Source organism: Camelimonas sp. ID_303_24, assembly GCF_053543495.1.
Genome location: NZ_JBLLJM010000018.1, coordinates 23,039 through 41,723 on the forward strand (window position 1 = coordinate 23,039; position 18,685 = coordinate 41,723).

The following is an 18,685-nucleotide window of genomic DNA, read 5'->3' on the forward strand; positions in this document are numbered from 1 at the left end:
GTGTCCTCCCGAGACCCATTCGCTGCAACGCGCCTGCTAACCGCAGATCATTCCGTGCAGCGCATCCCATATGTTATTAAATATTAATTTAAATCTAACGCTTGATAACGTCAACTGAACGCAGCCTGAACCCAACCATCAATCACGCCGGTTTTCACATCAGGATTGTCTGCGTGGGGCGTGGCGATCGCAGAACGCCACCCGCCTGCAAGGCGCGGTTGAGACAGGAGAGATCCCCGGACCCAGGGCCTCAGGCCGTGGTATTGGGCCAGTTCGGAGGGCGCCGCCCCGAGGCGACGGCTGCCGCCTGATTTCCGGAGGCTCCTCCCAGGCGCGGCGAGAGCGTTTTCTACCAAACGGAAACGGCTGTTGGATCAGAATTCGCGCAAACCAGTGAAAGCTGGCGCATTTTCTGATCCATAGCGTCAGCCGCCGCCATGCCGGGCCCGTCGCCATAAAACCACGCCGCGGGCGGGGAGCGGGTCCGCGCAGTCACCGCAGGATGAAAACAGCCGCTCCCATTGGCCGGGAGGATGCGTCAGCATCATCCCAACCCGGCTGCGGTTAACGGCGATCAGCAGGCTTTCGTCCGGGCCGTTGAGCAGCAGGCAAAAAGCATCAAGCCCGCTCCATTCATGGCTGGCGACCGGCGCGCCGTCCGGCTTCAGCCACAGGGCGTCAGGCGGATCGCCCTTGCCGGTCAGGAAAGTGTTGGCGCACAGCAGCGGGTGTTGCCGGCGCAACGCGGCGAGCGACGCGACCAGGGCGACGCGCTCCATGTCGGCCCCCTGCCAATCCAGCCAGAAGTCCGGGTTATCCTGGGCGTAGGCATTGTTGTTGCCATGCTGGGTCCGCCCAAACTCGTCGCCGGCGGTCAGCATGGGCGCGCCGCGGGCAAGGAACAATGTCGCCAGCAGGGCGCTGACATCGCGGCGGCGCGCGGCGGCGATCACAGGGTCGCGCGTGGGGCCCTCGACGCCGCAGTTCCAGCTATGGTTCGCGTTGTCGCCGTCCCGGTTTTCCTCGCCATTGGCTTCGTTGTGCTTGCGTTCATGGGAAACGAGATCAGCCAGGGTAAAGCCGTCATGGGCGGCGAGAAAGCTGACGCCGGCCTGCGGTCCGCGATGGGCGCCGGCGAACAGATCGGATGAGCCGGCAAGCCGCGTCGCCAGCGCGCCGGCGGCGCCACCGTCGCCGCGCCAGAAACGTCGCGCGTCATCGCGAAACCGGCCGTTCCATTCGGCGAATGGCGCCGGAAACTGGCCAGGCTGGTAGCCGCCAGGGCCGATATCCCACGGCTCGGCGATCAGGATGGCCCGGGAAAGCGCGGGATCCTGCAGCAAGGCGGCGAATAGCGGCGCATCGGGCGAAAAACCCGTCTCCGTGCGTCCCAGCACCACGCCAAGGTCGAAACGAAAGCCGCTGACGCCGAGGCGCCGCCAATGCCGCAGCGCATCCATCGCCAACCGCACCACAGGGGCGCGGTCAAGCGCCAGGGTGTTGCCGCAGCCGGTGTCGTTGACGAGGCGGCCGGGATCATCGGCGGCATGGCGGTAGTAAACCGCGTTGTCGAGACCGCGCAGGCTGATGGTGGCGCCGAATTCGTCGCTTTCGGCGGTGTGATTGAGGACAATGTCGAGGATCACGCCAATGCCGGCGCGCGCCATGGCCCCGCAGAGCGCCGCCAGATCGGCCGGGCCGCCCGGCGCCAGTCGCGGGTCCAGCGCCAGAAAATTGACCGGATTGTAGCCCCAGGCATTTGTCAGGCCGTGCGGCGCCAGATGCCGCTCATCCATCCACGCCCCAACGGGCATCAATTCCACATGGCTGACCCCCAGCGCCGTCAGATAAGCGATAACAGGGGGATCGCGCAGGGCCGCGAGCGTACCGCGCAATGCCGGCGGCGTGTCCGGGCGCCGCATGGTGAAGGAGCGCACGGCAAGTTCATAAATGAACGACGGAGCCGCCGGGGCCGGCGCTTCACATTCCTCCAGCTGGGGCTGGACCACGCCGCGCGGCGCCAGCGCCGCGGTATCCGCGCCATGGCGGGCCAGCTCCGGGTCCCAGCGGAACGGCCGGTCGATCAGCGTGGCGTATGGATCAACGAGCAGCTTGGCCGGGTCGAAGCGGTGGCCGCGTTCGGGCTGCCACGGCCCTTCCACGCGCAGGCCATAGCGCAATCCGGCGCCGGCGCCTTCCAGCAGGCCAAAGTGAATGTCGCCCTCCCGGCATGGCAGGGCGAATTGCGCCAGTTCGGCCTCGCCCGCCTCATCAAAGACGCTGACGAGCACGCGCGCGCCATGGCGGGAGAAAACCGCGAAGCAGACGCCGCCCTCCACCAGGGAAGGGCCCATCAGCGCCGGGCGCGGGCAGGCCCGGATCCTGAAGGGCGGGGCCAACGCCTCAGCCTTGTCCAGGCGCCGACGTGGGCAGGTTCCAGATGCGCGCCGCATATTCGCGAATGGCGCGGTCGGCGCTGAACCAGGCGCAATGCGCGGTATTGTTCACTGACATGCGCCACCACCGGCTTTGATCCGCCCACAGGGTGTCGACCCGCCGCTGCGTGAGGCGGTAGCTCTCAAAGTCGTTCAGCACCATGAACCAGTCATTGGCGGTGAGGCCCTCGACAAGTCCGGCGTAGCGGTCCGGCTCGCCTGGCGAATAGGAGCCGCCGGCCACGGCGTCGAGCACGCCCTCCAGTTGCGCCGAGTCGCGGATAATATCGGCGCTGGAGCGCGGGTTGCGCCGCGCCGCTTCCACCTGGTCCGCAGTCATGCCGAAGATCATGATGTTGTCTTCGCCCACCCGCTCGCCGATCTCGATGTTGGCGCCGTCCAGCGTGCCGATGGTGACGGCGCCATTGAGGGCGAATTTCATGTTGCCGGTGCCCGAGGCCTCCATGCCCGCCGTCGAAATCTGTTCGGACAGATCGGCGGCCGGAATGATCGCCTCCGCGAGGCTGACATTGTAGTTCGGCAGGAAAACAACCTTCAGCCTGTCGCGGGTGGTGATGTCGTTGTTCACCACGGCGGCGACGTCGTTAATCAGATTGATGATCGACTTGGCGGTGGCGTAGCTGGACGCGGCCTTGCCCGCGAAAATCTTCACGCGCGGGGCCCACTCGCGATAGGGCTCGGAGCGGATGGCGTCGTAAAGCGCGATGGTTTCAAGAATATTCAGCAGCTGGCGCTTGTATTCGTGAATACGCTTGATCTGCACGTCGAACAGGGCGTCGGGATCGACAGAAACGCCGCAATCCCGGCGAATGATCTTCGCCAGCTTCAGCTTGTTTTCCCGCCGGATGGCGGCCAGGCGATCATGCACGGCGGGATCGCCCGCCCGCGCGCCGAACTGGCGGATGAGGCCGATATCATCCGTGACGCGCTCGCCGCAGGTTTCCCTGAGCAATTCCGTCAGGCCCGGGTTGGCGTTGAGCAGCCAGCGCCGGGGGGTGATGCCGTTGGTGACGTTGGTGATGCGGTCTGGGAAGACGCTGTTCAGCGGCGCGAACACCGTCTCCTTCATCAGGTTTGAGTGCAGCGCCGAGACGCCGTTGACCTTGTGGGAGCCAACGAATGCAAGGTGAGCCATGCGCACGCGCCGGCCGTGGTGCTCGTCGATCAGCGACAGCGTCGCAAGGTCCGTCTCAGGGCTGGCGCGCCGCACCCGGTCGAGGAAGCGGGCGTTGATGCGGAAGATGATCTGCATGTGGCGCGGCAGCAGCCGCTCCATCAGCGCCACGGGCCAGGTTTCCAGCGCCTCCGGCAGCAGCGTATGGTTGGTGTAGGAGATCGTCGCCGTGGTGACTTCCCAGGCGCGCTCCCATTCGAAGCCGTGCTCATCGACCAGCAGCCGCATCAGTTCGGCCACCGCGAGCGACGGATGGGTGTCGTTGAGCTGGATGGCCGCCTTGTCGGCGAGGTTATCGAGCCCGCCGTACTGGCGCAGGTGCCGCCGGACCAGATCCTGAAGCGAGGCGGAGGTGAAGAAGTACTCCTGCCGCAGGCGCAACTCCTGGCCCACAGGCGTTGAATCGTTCGGGTACAGCACCTTCGAGATCGCCTCGGCGCGATTGCGCTCCGCCACCGCGCCGGCCAGATCTCCCTGGTTGAAGGCGTCGAGCGACAGCGGGTGCATGGCCCGGGCCCGCCAGAGCCGGAGGGTGCTGACGTCCCGCCCCTTCCAGCCCACCACCGGCGTATCGTAGGCCACGGCGAAAATCGTCTCCCCCGGCGCCCAGGGCGCCTGCCCGGGTTCACTGGCGGGTGTCAGCGCGCCGCCGAAGCCAATCTTGTAGGCGCTTTCGCGGCGCTCAAACTCCCAGGGGTTGCGGAACGACAGCCAGTCTTCGGGCGTTTCCACCTGCTTGCCGCCGTCGATCCGCTGCTTGAACAGGCCGTGATCGTAGCGGATGCCATAGCCCAGGGCCGCGACGCCCACCGACGCCATGGCCTCCATGTAGCACGCGGCGAGCCGGCCGAGACCGCCATTGCCAAGCGCCGCGTCCGGCTCCATCGTTTCGAGCATGGCCAGATCAACGCCAAGCTCTTCGAGAGCATCGGCCATCGGGCCTGTCAGGCCAAGGTTGTTCAGCGTATCCGAGAGCGAACGGCCAATCAGGAATTCCAGCGACAGGTAATAGACCCGCTTTCTGCCAGTCGCATAGCTTTCCCGGGTAGAGCGGTGCCAAACGTCAATAACGTGCTCGCGCGCGGCAAGAATGGCCGCTGTCAACCAGTCATGCGCCTGGGCGACATCCGGGCTTTTGCCAAGTGAATAGGACAGTTTGCGCACCACCTGCGCTTTGATGCGCGCGATCTGGTCGTCGGGCGTTGATGGCGCTAAGGGTTCACGAGCGGGAGCGGTCAATGGAAAACCCTGGGTCATGTGGTTGGCCTGTTACGATCCTGTAAGGCCGTGGGCGCAGCAAGATCATAAAAGGTGCAGCCGTATGGCATGTCCCGGTGAAGCGCGCGTGACAGGCTGCGGTCCCGCCTTGCCATGGCGGACGGCTGGCGCGACGGGTTTCTGACAAGGGCGCAGACCCGCGCCTTCTGACGCGGCCCCATCCGTTCATCTCCGGTTGCCGCCGGAAACAGGGCGCGGCCGCCGCTTTGGCCCGCACAAACCCAGGCTTCTGAAGTTAGAGCGCTTTCCGATCAGAATTCGCTCAAAACAAAGAGAACTGGAGCAGATCAGACGGATATGGCGCGGCCCCGCCGCTGGCCGGCGTGGAGCTGTGGCGCGAAAAACGGCTGTTTCTTGCGCGCCGCAGCGCCCAAAATTTGACCACCAGGGGCGACTGGCGCGCCCCGGAAGGCAAGCACCATCCAGCGCAAGGCGCCGGAGCCGTGATGCGCGGCTGCTGGTGGGCCTGAGCCGGGTGGATCGTCGCGCCCTTCGCGGTCGCGTCACACCAGTTTCGTATTCAGGGCGCAATGGGAAAACGCCTCAATCCGGCGGCTCCCGGCAGGCTCGCGATGCGTGATGACGCCAATCGCAAATGGTGCGCCGGGGCAATTGGCGCCGATCTTGCTCGGTTGGCGCCAGTTTTGCTTCAGAGTTGCGAGTTGTCGCTGCGGGTTGCCCGCCGATTGCTGCTTTGCGGCAATGCTCGCGCCAGGAGACGGCGGTCTGTTGCGGTTCACGGGATGCGAAGGGGAAACGGGATGGCGGACAGTCTGGGTTTGGCTCGCGCCGGAAACGCGCCCGCAACGTCTGGTCATGCGCTGCATTTCGCGCCTGCCGTGAAAGACGGGTCTCACGACCGGCCTTCGCCGATCGCGGCCAACACCAGGCTGCTGTTTGTGACATCCGAGATGGGCGACTTCATCAAGGCCGGGGGCCTCGGAGAGGTCGCGACCGCCCTGCCCCGGCAGTTGCGCGCCTTTTGCGACGTGCGGGTGCTGTTGCCGGGCTTCCGGCAGGTCCGCAAGGCCATGCCGGCGATGGATGTGGTGCGGCAGATGCCGCGCGTCGCCGGACTGCCGCCATGGTCGCTTGGCCGCTTCACCACGAGCGACGGCCTCGTGATTTACACGGTGCTCTGTGACGAGCTCTATGATCGCGACGGTTCGCCCTATGGGCCGTTCAGCGGCGGTGATTTCGGCGACAATGACATCCGGTTCGGGCGCCTTTCGCTGGCGGCGGCGGAAGTCGCCGCCGGCGAGGCTGACCCGCAATGGAAGCCGGACATCCTGCATGTGAACGACTGGCCCTCCGCGCTCGCCCCCGGCTACATGCGCTGGAAGGGGCTGACGACGCCGTCGATCCTGACGATCCACAACCTCGCCTATCAGGGCCTGTATCACCCGCAACGCATGCGCCTTCTGGGCATTCCGGAGACCGCCTTCGACATCAACGGCTCCGAGTTTCATGGCAAGATTTCGTTTCTGAAGAGCGGCATTTTCTACGGTTCGCATGTCACCACGGTCAGCGAGACCTACGCCAGCGAGATCACGCGGCCCGAGCATGGCTGTGGCCTCGACGGTCTTCTGAAAACCCGGATGGACGAGGGCCGGCTGACCGGCATCATCAACGGCATTGATGACAGCTGGCATGCGCTGATCGATTCCGGCGCGCGCGGCGGTCAGGTTGTCCGCCAGTGGAAGCGCCGCAACGCAGCCGAAATCCGCAAGACTTTCGATCTGCCAGCGTCGCGCGGCCCGCTATTTTCCATCATCTCCCGCCTCGTGCACCAGAAGGGCGTGGACCTGTCGCTGGAGGTTGCGGAAACCATCGTGGCCCAGGGCGGCCAGCTGGTGGTGACCGGGCGCGGCGAGCCAGGCATCGAGGAGGCCGTGGAGAATCTGGCCAGGAAGCATCCGCACGCCGTCGCCGCCCGCATCGGCTTCGATGACGCCGAGGCCCGGCGGCTGTTCGCTGCCAGCGATTTCCTGCTGATGCCATCACGCTTTGAGCCCTGCGGCCTCAGTCAGATGTATGCCCAACGCTCCGGGGCGCTGCCGATCGCCTACCGGACCGGGGGCCTCGTCGACACCATTGAAGACGGCCTGTCGGGTTTCCTGTTCTCCAGCCTTACCGGGGCGGGGCTGACGGCGGCGGTTTCCCGCGCCCTGGATGCCTTCCGCTCCAGGCAGGCATTCCGGCGGATGCGGGACCACGCCATGGCCAAACGCTTTGACTGGCGCAACCCGTGTTTCCGTTATGCGGACGTCTACGCCCGCGCGCTCGCCAGCTGACAACCGCGACAGCACAACCTGAGGCAGCGGCAAACCTGCGGCCGCCGGCCGGCGCGGCCGGAGCCTCACATGTCCAGTCCAACTCTCCGGGAGGCAGATGATGAACACGGATCACACCATTCGCGCCGCCGCCTACGCAATCTGGGAAGCCGAGGGCCGGCCCCACGGCAGGGACGCAGAGCACTGGCGGCTCGCCGAGGAGCGCCTCGCAACCAGCCCTGGCGAGATTGCCGCGGCGACCGCGCCAATCCAGCGCAAGCCCCGGGCAACCGCGCCGCGCGCCAGAACGGCGACAAAGCCGGCGGGTGGCAAGGCGACGGGAGGCAAGGCGACGGGTAGCAAGGCCAGCGCAAAACCGAAGGCCTGAGCCCGCTGCCGATGGTTGAGGCCGTCGGCAGACGGCGCCTGCGCCACGGGCCGAAGCAGGAAAGCGCGCAACCGCGCAGCATTCCTGCCGCGCGCTTCCCGGCTCGCCGCATTTTCATGACGCAGGCCGCGCCCGGCCCGCCGGAAACCGCCCCCTTGCGCTCACCTTTTCGTGCTGCGCGTTTTCATGCCGCGTTGCGGCATGCTGATCCCTCCCGCCGGACGGAAATTCCCTGGCGTCCAGACAAGGCCTCTCCATGCGCCAGCCCACGCCTTCCCTGCCCGCCCTCGCGCCGCACGATCTGGCCCTGCTGCAGGACGGCCGCCACCCCGACCCCTTCGCCATCCTTGGCCGTCATGTCCATGCCGGCGGCGCCTTCGTGCGCGCCTGGCTGCCCGGCTGCAATTACGCGGAAATCGTCACCGGCGAAGTTGAAGGTGAAGCGCGCCGCGCCGCGCCCATGCAGACGCAGGGCGATGGCCTTTTTCTGGCGCCGGCGCCGGATGTCGGCCCCTACCGGTTGCGCATCTCCTGGCCAGACGGGATTGTCGAGACGGCCGATCCCTATTCCTTCGGCCTGCTGCTGTCCGAAGACGACATCTACCTGTTCGCCCAGGGCCGGCATTTCGATCTGTCGACGCGGTTTGGCGCCAATCCGCGCGTTTTCGACGGCGTCGGGGGGACGTTGTTCGCCGTCTGGGCGCCGAATGCCGCGCATGTCGCCGTGGTTGGCGATTTCAACGGCTGGGACGCCCGCCGCCACCCGATGCGGCGCCGGCTTGGGCCTGGCGTCTGGGAGCTGTTCATTCCCGGCGTCGCGCCGGGCGCCGTCTACAAATACGCCATCACCGGCGCGAACGGCGAAGCCCTGCCCTGGAAGGCCGACCCGCTGGGCCGCCGGCAGGAAGAGCCGCCGCGCACCGGCTCCATCGTCGCCGCCCCGCCAGATTTCACCTGGAGCGACGCCGCGTGGCTGGAGCAGCGGGCGGGCGCCAACCCGGGGGCGGAGCCGCTCGCCATCTACGAGGTTCACATTGGCTCATGGCTGAGAACCGAATGGGGCGAAATGGGCAGCTGGGACGACGCCAGCGACAGGCTCATTCCCTATCTGCAACACATGGGTTTCAGCCATGTTGAACTGCTGCCGGTCACCGAGCATCCCTTTGGCGGCTCGTGGGGCTACCAGCCGCTCGGACTGTTCGCCCCGACCGCGCGCCTCGGGCCGCCGGAGGCCTTCGCCCGTTTCGTTGACAGGTGCCATGCCGCCGGCATTGGCGTGATCCTCGACTGGGTGCCGGCCCATTTTCCCACTGACGCATATGGCCTGGCGCGGTTCGATGGCACGGCGCTTTACGAGCACGAGGACCCACGCCAGGGCTTCCACCGCGACTGGAACACGCTCATCTACAATGTTGGGCGCAGCGAGGTGCGCGGCTTCCTGATCGCCTCGGCGCTGTGGTGGCTGGAGACCTTCCATCTTGACGGGCTGCGCGTCGACGCCGTCGCCTCGATGCTCTATCGCGACTACAGCCGCGAGCCTGGCGAATGGACGCCAAACCATCTTGGCGGGCGTGAGAACCTGGAGGCGGTGGCCTTTTTTCAGGAGCTGAACACGCTGATCGGCGCGCGTGGGCGCGGCGCCATTTCCATCGCCGAGGAATCCACCGCCTGGCCTGGCGTTACCGCTCCGGTTCACCAGGGTGGCCTCGGCTTCCATTTCAAATGGAACATGGGGTGGATGCACGACACGCTGCGTTATTTCGGGCGCGACCCGGTGCATCGCGGCTATCACGGCGACGACATCACCTTCGGGCTGATCTACGCCTTCTCGGAAAACTTCGTGCTGCCGATCTCCCACGACGAGGTGGTGCACGGCAAAGGCTCGCTGATTGCCCGCATGCCCGGCGACGACTGGCGGCGTTTCGCCAATTTGCGGCTGTTCCTGGCGCTGATGTGGACCCATCCTGGCAAGAAGCTGCTGTTCATGGGGTGCGAGTTCGGTCAGGAGCAGGAATGGAACGTCGATGCGCCATTTCCCTGGCCCGCTGACGACGACGCCCCAAGGCGCGGAACAGCGCAACTCGTGCGTGAACTCAACGCGCTCTATCGCCGCCATCCGGCGATGCACCGGCGCGATCACAGCCCGGAAGGTTTTGAATGGGTTATCGGCGACGACCGGGCCAACGCCGTGTTCGCCTTCACCCGCTCCGCCGGCGACGGCCAGCCGCCGCTCCTGGTGGTCGCCAACATGACGCCGGCGCCGCGCCATGACTATCGCGTGGGCGTCGCCTCCCCTGGCCTCTGGACTGAAATACTCAACAGCGATGCGGAAGCCTGGGGCGGTTCGGGCATCAGCAATGGCGGGCCGGTCACCGCCGGCGCCATCGCCGCGCATGGGCAGGCCCAGTCCCTGTCGCTGACCCTGCCGCCGCTGGCGCTGATTGTGCTGGAGCATGTGGGCCCGGCTGGCGCCAATGATGGGGGGGCGGGACAATGACCGACGACCTGTTGCGCCAGCTGGCGCGGCGCGCCGGCGTCGCGCCCGAATGGACCGACCAGACCGGCGCGCGGCGCCAGGTTTCTCCCGACAGCCTGCGCGCCATCCTGGGCGCGCTTGGCCTGCCAGCCGGTTCCGGCGCCGCATTGCGGGATTCCCTGGCAACGCTGGACGCCGCGCCGGCGGCCGGCCCGTCGCGCCTCGTCACCGCGCGGGTTGGCCAGCCGGTCGAGCTGCCGGGCGACCTGTCAGAGGCCGAAACGCGCGGCGGCCGCGTCGAGGTGATGCTGGAGGACGGAACGCAGCGGATCGTGACGGTGGAGAAAACCGGCGGACGCCGCGTGCTGCCAGCCTTCGACGCGCCTGGCTACCACCGCGTTATCATTGGCGACGGGACCACGACGGTGGCCGTCGCGCCGGCGCGCTGCGTCACCTTCCGCGACCTCGCGGGCGGCCGGTCGGGCTGGGGTCTCGCGGCGCAAATCTATTCGCTGCGCAGCGCCCACGACGGCGGCATCGGCAATTTCGCTGGCGTCGCCGCGCTGGGCCGCGCCGCCGCCAGCCTCGGCGCCGACGCCCTGGCGATCAGCCCGGTGCATGCGCTTTACGGCGCCCGGCCCGACCTGTTCAGCCCCTACTCCCCCTCCACGCGGCTGTTCTACAACCCGCTGCACGCTGATCCCGCCGCCGCGTTTCCCGGGGACCTCATCACCCGCATCGCCGGGCAAGACGGCTTTGCCGCCGCCATGACGCGGCTGTCTGACGCCAGCCAGATCGACTGGCAGGCGGCGACGCCGCTGCGGCAGCATTTTTTGCGCGCGCTGTTCCATGCGCTGGACGAAGCCGGCGAAAGCCGCGACGCCTTCGAACAGTTTGCCGCCAGCGCCTCGCCGCTACTGCGCGCCCACGCCACCTTTGAGGCGCTGCACGCGGTGGAGCTGGCGCGCGATCCCACCCTGCAATCCTGGCGCAACTGGCAGCCGGGCTTTCGCGAGCCCGACAGCCCTGCGGTTGCCGGCTTCGCCCGGACGCACGCGGAGGAGATCCGCTACCAGATTTTCCTGCAATGGCTCACCGGCCTGTCCTGTGACGCCGCGCAGCGCGCCTGCCGGGAAGCCGGCATGACGGTTGGCCTCATTGCCGATCTCGCCATCGGCATGGATGGCGCCGGCAGCCATGCCTGGAGCCGCCAGAACGACATCCTGCACGGTCTCGGCATTGGCGCCCCGCCAGACTATTACGCCGCCAATGGCCAGAACTGGGCTCTCACCACGTTCTCGCCACGGGGCCTGGCCTCCAGCGGCTACGCGCCGTTTATCGAAACGCTGCGGGCAAGCCTGCGCCACGCGGGCGGCATCCGCATCGACCATGTGATGGGCCTCAGCCGACTCTGGCTCGTGCCCGATGGCGCAACGGCGCTCGACGGCGCCTATGTCAGCTTTCCCTCTGAAGCGCTGTTTTGCCTCGTGGCGCTGGAGTCCTGGCGGCATCGCGCCGTGGTCATCGGCGAGGACCTTGGCACCTTGCCCCACGGCTTCCGCGATGATCTGCGCGCGCAGGGCGTCGCCGGCCTGCGCGTCCTGCGTTTTGAGCGAACCCAACATGGTTATGTCCGCCCGTGGGACTGGGACGGGGATGCGGTGGCGATGACCAGCACGCATGATCTCGTTCCCACCGCCGGGTGGTGGGCCGGCTCCGATCTCGATCCCGCCGACGCCAACGCTGAGCCCGCTCGGGCGTGGGATCGCGGCGTGTTATGGGGCGCCTGCGTCGATGCGGGCCTGGCGCAGGGCGAGAGGCCCGCGCCCGACGATACCGGCCCCGTCGTCGACGCGGCCATCCGCTACGTCGCCGCCACCCCCTGCACGCTCCATCTGATACCGGTCGAGGACGCCCTGGGGCTACGCGTGCAACCGAATGTACCCGGCACGACGACAGAAAAGCCGAACTGGCGCCACCGGCTTCCAGGCGACGCGGCGACGGCGCTTGATGGCGCGGCGCCCCGGCGCCGGCTGGCGCCGCTACGCGCCGCGCGCTCCGGCTGCTAGCGCGATTTCCGGTCCGGGCCATCGCGTCATGGTTCTGGCGTCGCCAGCGCAAGACGCGAGAGGTTCCGGGGAATTGCCGGAACCCGCGACGCGAAGGACGCTACACCAGGGTGACTTTGCCTGTCGCCAGATCATAGACGCCGCCAACCACGCGCAACTGCTGTTTCGCAATGAGATCGGCCAGGATGGGGCTCGCTTTCTGCAGCCGCGCCACATTGTAGTTGACATTGGCGATGGTCGCCCGCGCGACCAGATCGGCGCCGCCCGCCTTGACGACGGGTTCAATGCCCGGCTTCATCGCGGTCGCCAGGCCGGCAATGTGTCCTGGCAGTTTATTGCCAGCCTGGAGCGCCTCGACTGTTGCGCTCACCGCGCCACACCCGGTGTGGCCCAGCACCATGATCAGCCGGGTTCCCAGCACCGCGGAGCCAAACTCCAGACTGCCCAGCCCTTCATCCGTGACGAAATTGCCCGCCACCCGGACGACGAAAAGATCGCCTGGCTTCTGGTCGAACGCCAGTTCCGGCGCAACGCGTGAATCGGCGCAACCCAGGATCGCCGCGAATGGCTTTTGCCCCTGGGCCGTGGCCGCCCGCCTCGCGGTAAACTCGCGCTCGCGCGGCTTGTCGGCGGCATAGCGCGCATTGCCCTCGACCAGCATGGCCAGGGCTGCCTCAGGCGTTTCGGCGGCGCGCGCAGGTTGCGCCATGGCTTGGCCACCGGCCGCAGCGCCGCCGATGACGGCCGCGCCCGCCAAGGCGGCGGCGCCCCTCAGCAATCCCCGCCGTCCGATTGCAGCACTGTTACAAGACTCACACATATCCTGACCTCACGATTCCTTCTGAAAAGCGTACGCCGCCAGACCAGGACGGACTTGTGGAGCGTAGGCGAGGCCGGCGCTTCAGGCAATATTGGGGCGATCGTTACTGGCCGGACACGTATTATGGAAAATCGTTCTGCGTTGAACGACACAAGACGCGGCCGGCCCTGGCCGGATCCCGCCTTCTGTCGCTCAAGCGCAGGGTTCACGCCAATTCCGGCGCGGGATCAGTGAGTGGAAATCGGCTCGCCGAGTTCGCGCCAGGTTGCGCCGTCAAATTCCTGCAGCTGCAGCTTGTTGTAGATATTGTAGCTGTCAGGCGTGATGGTGATGCTGATGCCAGGCAGCAGCATCGGCGGACGATAGTCGCGCACCTGCTTGGCCGTGGCCATCAACCGCTCCTGGGTAACGTCCTTGCCAGTTTTCTCAATGATGTGACGCACGAGGTCGCCGATCATGTAGCCAGCGGCGTTGCTGCCGTTGGTCTTGTCGCCACGGGGATAGTATTTGTCCATCCAGGCGAGCCAGGCGACAACGTCAGGGTCGCTCTTCCAGCGCGGATCCGTCGGGTCCTTCCGCACGGTGGCGGTGATCACGCCTTTGGCGTTCTCCAGGCCGGCGTTCATGAAGGTGGGGCTGACAGACGCGCCAATGTAGCTCATGTAAATCTTTGGCTTCCAGCCCATGGCGGCCATTTTTTGCAATGCCTGGCTCGCCTGCTTGGAATAAACGCCCATCACCAGCGTATCGGCGCCGCTGGATTTGAGCGCCAGGATCTTGGAATCCACCGTGGGGTCGGTCAGCTCGTAGCTTTCCCTGGCCACGATCATCTTGTCGGCCCGCTCGCCAAGGCCGGCCTGCACGCCCTTGAGATAGTCCTTCCCGAAGTCGTCGTTCTGGTAGAAAACGCCAATCCTGGCGTCCGGGTTATTTTGCAGGATAGCTTTCGCATAGATGCGGGCTTCACTGTCGTAGGTCGGCAGGCCAGGCATGCTGAGCGGCGCGTTCTTTGGCTCCTGAAAGACGTGCGACCCGGACATGACGAACAGTTGCGGAATGCCTTTGACGTGCAGGTATTTCTGTACTGCGATGCCGCCGGAGGTGCCGCTCTGGCCAAACAGCGCGAAAATATCGTCCTGCTCCACCAGCTTGCGGGTTTGCTCAACGGTCTTGGGCGGGCTGAGGGCGTCATCGCGAAGCAATAGCCGGATCTTGCGACCGTTGATGCCGCCTTCATCGTTCACCTTGGCGAAATAGCCTTCAAAAGCATAGCCAAGAACGCCGTAGGCGGACGCCGGGCCACTTAGCGGCTGGAGGGTGCCCAATCTGATTTCAGTGTCCGAGACCCCTGGAGCGTTGGCGGCGACCGCCATGCCTCCAGTGAGGGCAATGGAGATGCAAATAGCGCCCGCACCGAGCCTGCGCGTGATTTTCATTGTGTTTCCTCACCATGCCGGCTGTTATTTTACGTATGCGCCGGCTTTGGAGAGGTTAGACACCTGCCGGCCCGACCGTCAAACAAGACAAGGATCAGGACAGAGGCGTAGACAGTATGCCGTTCTGGCGCGGCGGCAAAGCTGCACATGCACCCGCGACCTGCAAAGTCCACATTAACGTGACGCACGTTGCTGCCGGACATGCCCAGACAGGGGGAAGCCGGATGCGGATGTCATATTCAGTCCGCTGACGCCGCGTGCAACGGCCGCAAGGACCGGCGCACCAGATCGGCATACCGGTCAGCGAGCCCCTTGCCATCCTGCACCTGCCAGAGCTGGCTCAGGCGGGGGATGCCAAGCGGCGGGCTCAGGATCCAGCTTGCCGCGACGCGGGCATTGTCCGTCTCGATGCTGCCATCCTTGCGCCCTTCCTCGATAAGCCGCACCAGACGCCGGCCAAACGCGCGCTGGCGTTTGCGCACAGCAGCCAGATCATCGGCGTTCAGGGAGTTCAGTTCGGTGAGAACCGCACAGGCGCCCATTTCCGAGGTGATGCCGGTGACGTAGGCGTGCATGAAACAGGCCGCCTTCTCCAGCCCGCAGGCATCGAGCGCCTCGGCGCGATCCAGCGCCGTCTCGGCAAGTTCAAAGCCGATTTCCACGCAATTTTGCAGCAGATGGTTCTTGTCGCGGAAATAGTAATAGAAAACAGTCTTCGAGATGCCGAGGCGCGCCGCCAGTTCGTCCAGCGATACGTTGTGAAAGCCACGGTCGGTGAACGCCGCGCCAGCCTCCCGCAACAGCAGGCGCCGTTTGATCGCCTGCTGCTCCGCGGATGTCTCGAATTCGCCATTCCATCGTTTGCGGGCCACGGCGCTTTCCTGTTCGTGTTGATCGCATTCGCGCTCGGGACGTCGCCAGACGCCATATTCGCCGCGATCTTCACTGGCGCATCATCATGCGCTGGCAAGCCGTCCCGTTCTGGATGCGAGGAGAACCACAGGGCGATCCGCCTGGCAACATGCGGCGCCGTCCAGGCGGGACGGAGAACAGCGATCCCCGTCCCGTCAGCAATGCCACCACTCCTGCGAGGTCTGGTTCACCACGCCGGCCGGGCGCCATGCGGCCACTGTCAAAGGCTGGTGGGCCAGGTGGCGAGGCGGTGTTTGCCGACGCCCGCCGAAGGCCGGCGGGCATAGACCTCCAGCATGCCAGCGATCCAGTCGCGGGTTTCTGCAGGCTGGATCACCGAATGGGCGGCAAATATGCCGGCAAGGGCATAGGGGGAATTGCTGGCGACCATATCCTGCATCAGCTCCGCATAGGCCGGATCGTCCGGAGCGGGTCGGCGGTTGTGCACCACGCTGACCGCGACCGACGGATCGACGAAGCCCACCTCCCCCGTTGTCATAACGGCAAGGGCGTCGGCGCCCGCGCCGCCCAGATTGAGATAGGCCTGGCCATAGCTTTTGCGCACCACGACAGCGATCTTGGGCACGCTGGCCAGATGCAGGGCGCGCAGATTGTTCATGATCTTGCCGGCGACCGCCTCATGCTCGGCCTGCAGACCGACGAGGAAGCCGGGCGTATCGGCCAGCAGAACCAGCGGAATGTTGAAGCTGTCGCACAACACGATGAATTCCGTCATTTTGTCGCACGATTTGCCGTCGATGGCGCCGCCCTTGCGCATGGGATTGCTGGCGATAATGCCGACGCTGCGCCCGTTGATGCGCGCGAGCGCGGTTTCAAGCGTCCGGCCAAATCGGGTGCGCCACGGCAGAACGGAGCCGGCATCGGCGACAAGCTCCACCAGCTTGCGGCCGTCGTAAACCTTGCTGCGCGCGTGCGGGATCAGCGCTGCGATCCTCGCGCCATCGTGGGCCTCCACGGGCTCGCACCCCAGGGGCGGCGTTTCCTGGGCATGCGACGGCAGGTATGACAGAAAGCGCCTGAGCGCCGCGATGCAGTCCGCATCCGTTTCGCCCACATGGTCGGCAAAGCCGGTGATTTCCGCGTGCACGTCGGCGCCGCCGAGCTCTTCCGGCGACACCTCCTGGCTCAACGCAACGGAAACAACCTTGGGGCTCGACACAGAGAACGCGGCGTCCCTGCGGACGCTGGTGAAATCCGATTGCACGGCGTACCAGGTCCCCATGCCGTAGCAGGGGCCAAGCACGGCGCTGACCCAGGGCGTATCACGGTCCCGGTTGTTGCTGTTGAGCAGGCCAATGCGCCCCATGCCCGCGGCGCCCTGGATGTCGGGCATGCGGGCGCCCGCGGATTCGATCAGGAAGGCGCATGGAACGCCAGCCCGCGAAGCGCTTTCCTTGAGAAAGCCAAGCTTGCGGATATTGTTTTGCGCCGAGGAGGCGCCGAGCACCGTCAGGTCGAAAGATGCAACCGCGACCACCCGCCCCCCAGCCTTGCCGAAGCCGGTGACAATGCCATCCGCCGGCGTCCTGGCGGCGTCATCCTGACGGACGGAGTGGGCAAATTCGCCGATTTCCATGAAGCTGCCGGGGTCGCACAGGGCGTCGATGCGCTCGCGGGCGTTCATGACGCCCGCATCCCGGCGCGCCTTGAGCTTGGCGCCGCCGCCCATGGCGCGCACATGCGCCCGCCGTTCCTCAAACGTCGGGTCCGCGTTGATCTCACCGGATTGCATGAGCCTGTTCCCTGTCGCCGGCGCCAAGGCGCTCTTTCTTCAAAACAATGCCTGCCTGTTCACGGTCCCAGGCGTCGCCCGTGACGCCATCAGCGCGCAGCAGGTGCTTCTGCACCTTTTCCGTCGGCGTGCGCGGCAGATCGTCCATGATGCGGAAATAGCGGGGCACCATGAAATGGGCGAGGCGGGGCGTCAGGAACGCCACCAGATCCGCAAGATCAATGGTGCGACCGGGCGCCGGCGCCACCACCGCCATTACCTCGTCCTCGCCAAATTCGCTTGGCACGGCGACGACCGCCGCGTCGCGCACGTCCGGATGGGCGACAATCTCCTTTTCGACCTCGAAGGACGAAATGTTCTCCCCGCGCCGGCGGATGGCGTCTTTCATGCGGTCGACGAAGAAGAAGTTGCCGGCCTCATCGCGCCGGAAGGCGTCGCCCGTATGGAACCAGCCGTTGCGCCACGCTTTCGCCGTCGCCTCCGGATTGCGGTGATAGCCGTGGTTGAGCGCCCACGGCATATCGGCCCGGATGATCAGTTCACCAGTTTCGCCGTGCGGCGCTTCGCAGTCGTTTTCATCGACGATGCGCAACTCCACGCCGGGGCGCGGGCGGCCGCAGGTTCCCCGAACCGGCGGATCCGTCACGAACAGCGGCGAGGAGGTCTCGGTCATGTTGAAGCTGGTCATGACCGAGACGCCAAACCTGTCGGCGAACTCGCGGTGCTGGTCGGACAACGGCACCATCACCACCTTCTTCAGGGAATGATTGCGGTCGCCCGGCGATGGCGGCTCTTTCAGCAGGAAGGGCGTCATGGCGCCGAGCAGGATGGTGTGCGTCACCTCAAAGCGGCGCACCACGTTCCAGAAATCCTGGGTGCGGAAGGATTCGACCAGCGCAAAAGAGCCGCCGCGCATCAGCGACGCCCAGATGGGACCGGCGCCGCCCATATGGAACATGGGCAGGGTGACCAACGTCCGGTCCGACGGCAACATGGAGTTGTTGGGAATGAAGGTGGACCATACCTGCAACGCCGACGACAGCACCCCTTTGGATGGCCCCGTGGTGCCTGACGTATAAATGACCGACAACGTATCCCAGGGCGCGATCTCCCGCTCCGGGTCGCTCAGGCGGGCGCCGTCTCCCTGCAGCGCGTCCTCGGGCAGGAAATTGAGTCCGGCCGCCGTTTTGACCGGCGCGCCGCCCACCGTCACAACGTCCTGCAACGCCGCCGCGTCCACGTCGGCGAGACGGTCGGCAAGACGGGCGTCGGCGACCATGAGCCGGGCGCCGGAATTCTCGATGACATGCGCCAGCAGGCCGCCGCGATAGCCGGTGTTGATGGGGACATAGACCGCGCCGAGATAGTTCAGCGCGAACATGACGCGGACGCAGTCGCGCCCGTTCGGCAACCAGCTCAGCACGAAATCGCCCTGCCTGACGCCAAGCGCCTGCAAGGCCGCCGCACAGTTGCGCACTTCGTCGCGCAGGCGGCGGAATGTCCACGCCTCGCCATCGGCATAAACGACGAACACGTCGTCACCGATCTCCCTGGCGTGTCGGTCGATCAGGTCGCGCGCCACGCAGGCGTCGCGCGGCGGCATACGGGGATCGGCGCGGGTCATGACGGAATTCCTCCTGTTGGGGCGGT

The 18,685-nt window shown here is 66.2% G+C and carries 11 protein-coding genes; 4 read left to right on the top strand and 7 right to left on the bottom strand.

Features of this window, described 5'->3' with window-relative positions:
- Window positions 1-425: 425 nt before the first annotated feature.
- Window positions 426-2,354 carry a glycogen debranching protein GlgX gene (gene glgX, locus ACERNI_RS14945; protein ID WP_448834052.1) on the bottom strand — a complete coding sequence of 643 codons (1,929 nt, stop codon included), beginning with the start codon at window positions 2,352-2,354 and terminating at the stop codon, window positions 426-428.
- A 49-nt stretch (window positions 2,355-2,403) separates the two neighbouring features.
- Window positions 2,404-4,887 (bottom strand): glycogen/starch/alpha-glucan phosphorylase, encoded by a 2,484-nt coding sequence (locus tag ACERNI_RS14950; RefSeq protein WP_448834053.1) that lies wholly within the window; start codon window positions 4,885-4,887, stop codon window positions 2,404-2,406.
- A gap of 782 nt (window positions 4,888-5,669) precedes the next feature.
- Here ACERNI_RS14950 and glgA point away from each other — a divergent pair.
- The 4 genes from glgA to malQ all read left to right on the top strand — a co-directional run bounded on the left by glgA (window position 5,670) and on the right by malQ (window position 12,114).
- The gene (gene glgA, locus ACERNI_RS14955; RefSeq protein WP_448834054.1) at window positions 5,670-7,202 is read left to right on the top strand and encodes a glycogen synthase GlgA; all 1,533 of its coding nucleotides are present in this window, start codon (window positions 5,670-5,672) and stop codon (window positions 7,200-7,202) included.
- A 97-nt stretch (window positions 7,203-7,299) separates the two neighbouring features.
- On the top strand, window positions 7,300-7,569 hold the full coding sequence (locus ACERNI_RS14960) for a DUF2934 domain-containing protein (protein ID WP_448834055.1): 270 nt from the start codon (window positions 7,300-7,302) through the stop codon (window positions 7,567-7,569).
- A 256-nt stretch (window positions 7,570-7,825) separates the two neighbouring features.
- A complete protein-coding gene (gene glgB / locus ACERNI_RS14965) occupies window positions 7,826-10,066 on the top strand; it encodes a 1,4-alpha-glucan branching protein GlgB (RefSeq protein ID WP_448834056.1) in 2,241 nt (746 codons plus the stop codon).
- Complete coding sequence (gene malQ / locus ACERNI_RS14970; protein ID WP_448834057.1) at window positions 10,063-12,114, top strand: 4-alpha-glucanotransferase; 2,052 nt, start codon at window positions 10,063-10,065, stop codon at window positions 12,112-12,114. The genes glgB and malQ overlap by 4 nt, the downstream gene beginning before the upstream one ends.
- Window positions 12,115-12,214: 100 nt before the next feature.
- Here malQ and ACERNI_RS14975 read toward each other — a convergent pair whose 3' ends face one another.
- The 5 genes from ACERNI_RS14975 to ACERNI_RS14995 all read right to left on the bottom strand — a co-directional run bounded on the left by ACERNI_RS14975 (window position 12,215) and on the right by ACERNI_RS14995 (window position 18,659).
- Window positions 12,215-12,934: a carbonic anhydrase gene (locus ACERNI_RS14975; RefSeq protein ID WP_448834058.1), complete on the bottom strand. Its 720-nt coding sequence runs from the start codon at window positions 12,932-12,934 to the stop codon at window positions 12,215-12,217.
- Between the two features lie 227 nt (window positions 12,935-13,161).
- Entirely contained in the window at window positions 13,162-14,370 is a 1,209-nt protein-coding gene (locus ACERNI_RS14980; RefSeq protein ID WP_448834059.1) for an ABC transporter substrate-binding protein, read from the bottom strand.
- A 239-nt stretch (window positions 14,371-14,609) separates the two neighbouring features.
- Window positions 14,610-15,242, bottom strand: coding sequence for a TetR/AcrR family transcriptional regulator (locus tag ACERNI_RS14985; protein WP_448834060.1), 633 nt, complete (start codon window positions 15,240-15,242; stop codon window positions 14,610-14,612).
- A gap of 260 nt (window positions 15,243-15,502) precedes the next feature.
- Window positions 15,503-17,035: an acyl-CoA carboxylase subunit beta gene (locus ACERNI_RS14990; protein WP_448834061.1), complete on the bottom strand. Its 1,533-nt coding sequence runs from the start codon at window positions 17,033-17,035 to the stop codon at window positions 15,503-15,505.
- Window positions 17,022-18,659 carry an AMP-binding protein gene (locus ACERNI_RS14995; RefSeq protein ID WP_448834062.1) on the bottom strand — a complete coding sequence of 546 codons (1,638 nt, stop codon included), beginning with the start codon at window positions 18,657-18,659 and terminating at the stop codon, window positions 17,022-17,024. Before ACERNI_RS14995 ends, ACERNI_RS14990 begins: the two co-directional genes overlap by 14 nt.
- Window positions 18,660-18,685: the final 26 nt, after the last annotated feature.

Coding starts and splice junctions, on each gene's coding strand:
- glgX (WP_448834052.1), bottom strand. CDS start 2,354: ATGGGCCCTTCCCTGGTGGAGGGCGGCGTCTGCTTCGCGGTTTTCTCC.
- ACERNI_RS14950 (WP_448834053.1), bottom strand. CDS start 4,887: ATGACCCAGGGTTTTCCATTGACCGCTCCCGCTCGTGAACCCTTAGCG.
- glgA (WP_448834054.1), top strand. CDS start 5,670: ATGGCGGACAGTCTGGGTTTGGCTCGCGCCGGAAACGCGCCCGCAACG.
- ACERNI_RS14960 (WP_448834055.1), top strand. CDS start 7,300: ATGATGAACACGGATCACACCATTCGCGCCGCCGCCTACGCAATCTGG.
- glgB (WP_448834056.1), top strand. CDS start 7,826: ATGCGCCAGCCCACGCCTTCCCTGCCCGCCCTCGCGCCGCACGATCTG.
- malQ (WP_448834057.1), top strand. CDS start 10,063: ATGACCGACGACCTGTTGCGCCAGCTGGCGCGGCGCGCCGGCGTCGCG.
- ACERNI_RS14975 (WP_448834058.1), bottom strand. CDS start 12,934: ATGTGTGAGTCTTGTAACAGTGCTGCAATCGGACGGCGGGGATTGCTG.
- ACERNI_RS14980 (WP_448834059.1), bottom strand. CDS start 14,370: ATGAAAATCACGCGCAGGCTCGGTGCGGGCGCTATTTGCATCTCCATT.
- ACERNI_RS14990 (WP_448834061.1), bottom strand. CDS start 17,035: ATGCAATCCGGTGAGATCAACGCGGACCCGACGTTTGAGGAACGGCGG.
- ACERNI_RS14995 (WP_448834062.1), bottom strand. CDS start 18,659: ATGACCCGCGCCGATCCCCGTATGCCGCCGCGCGACGCCTGCGTGGCG.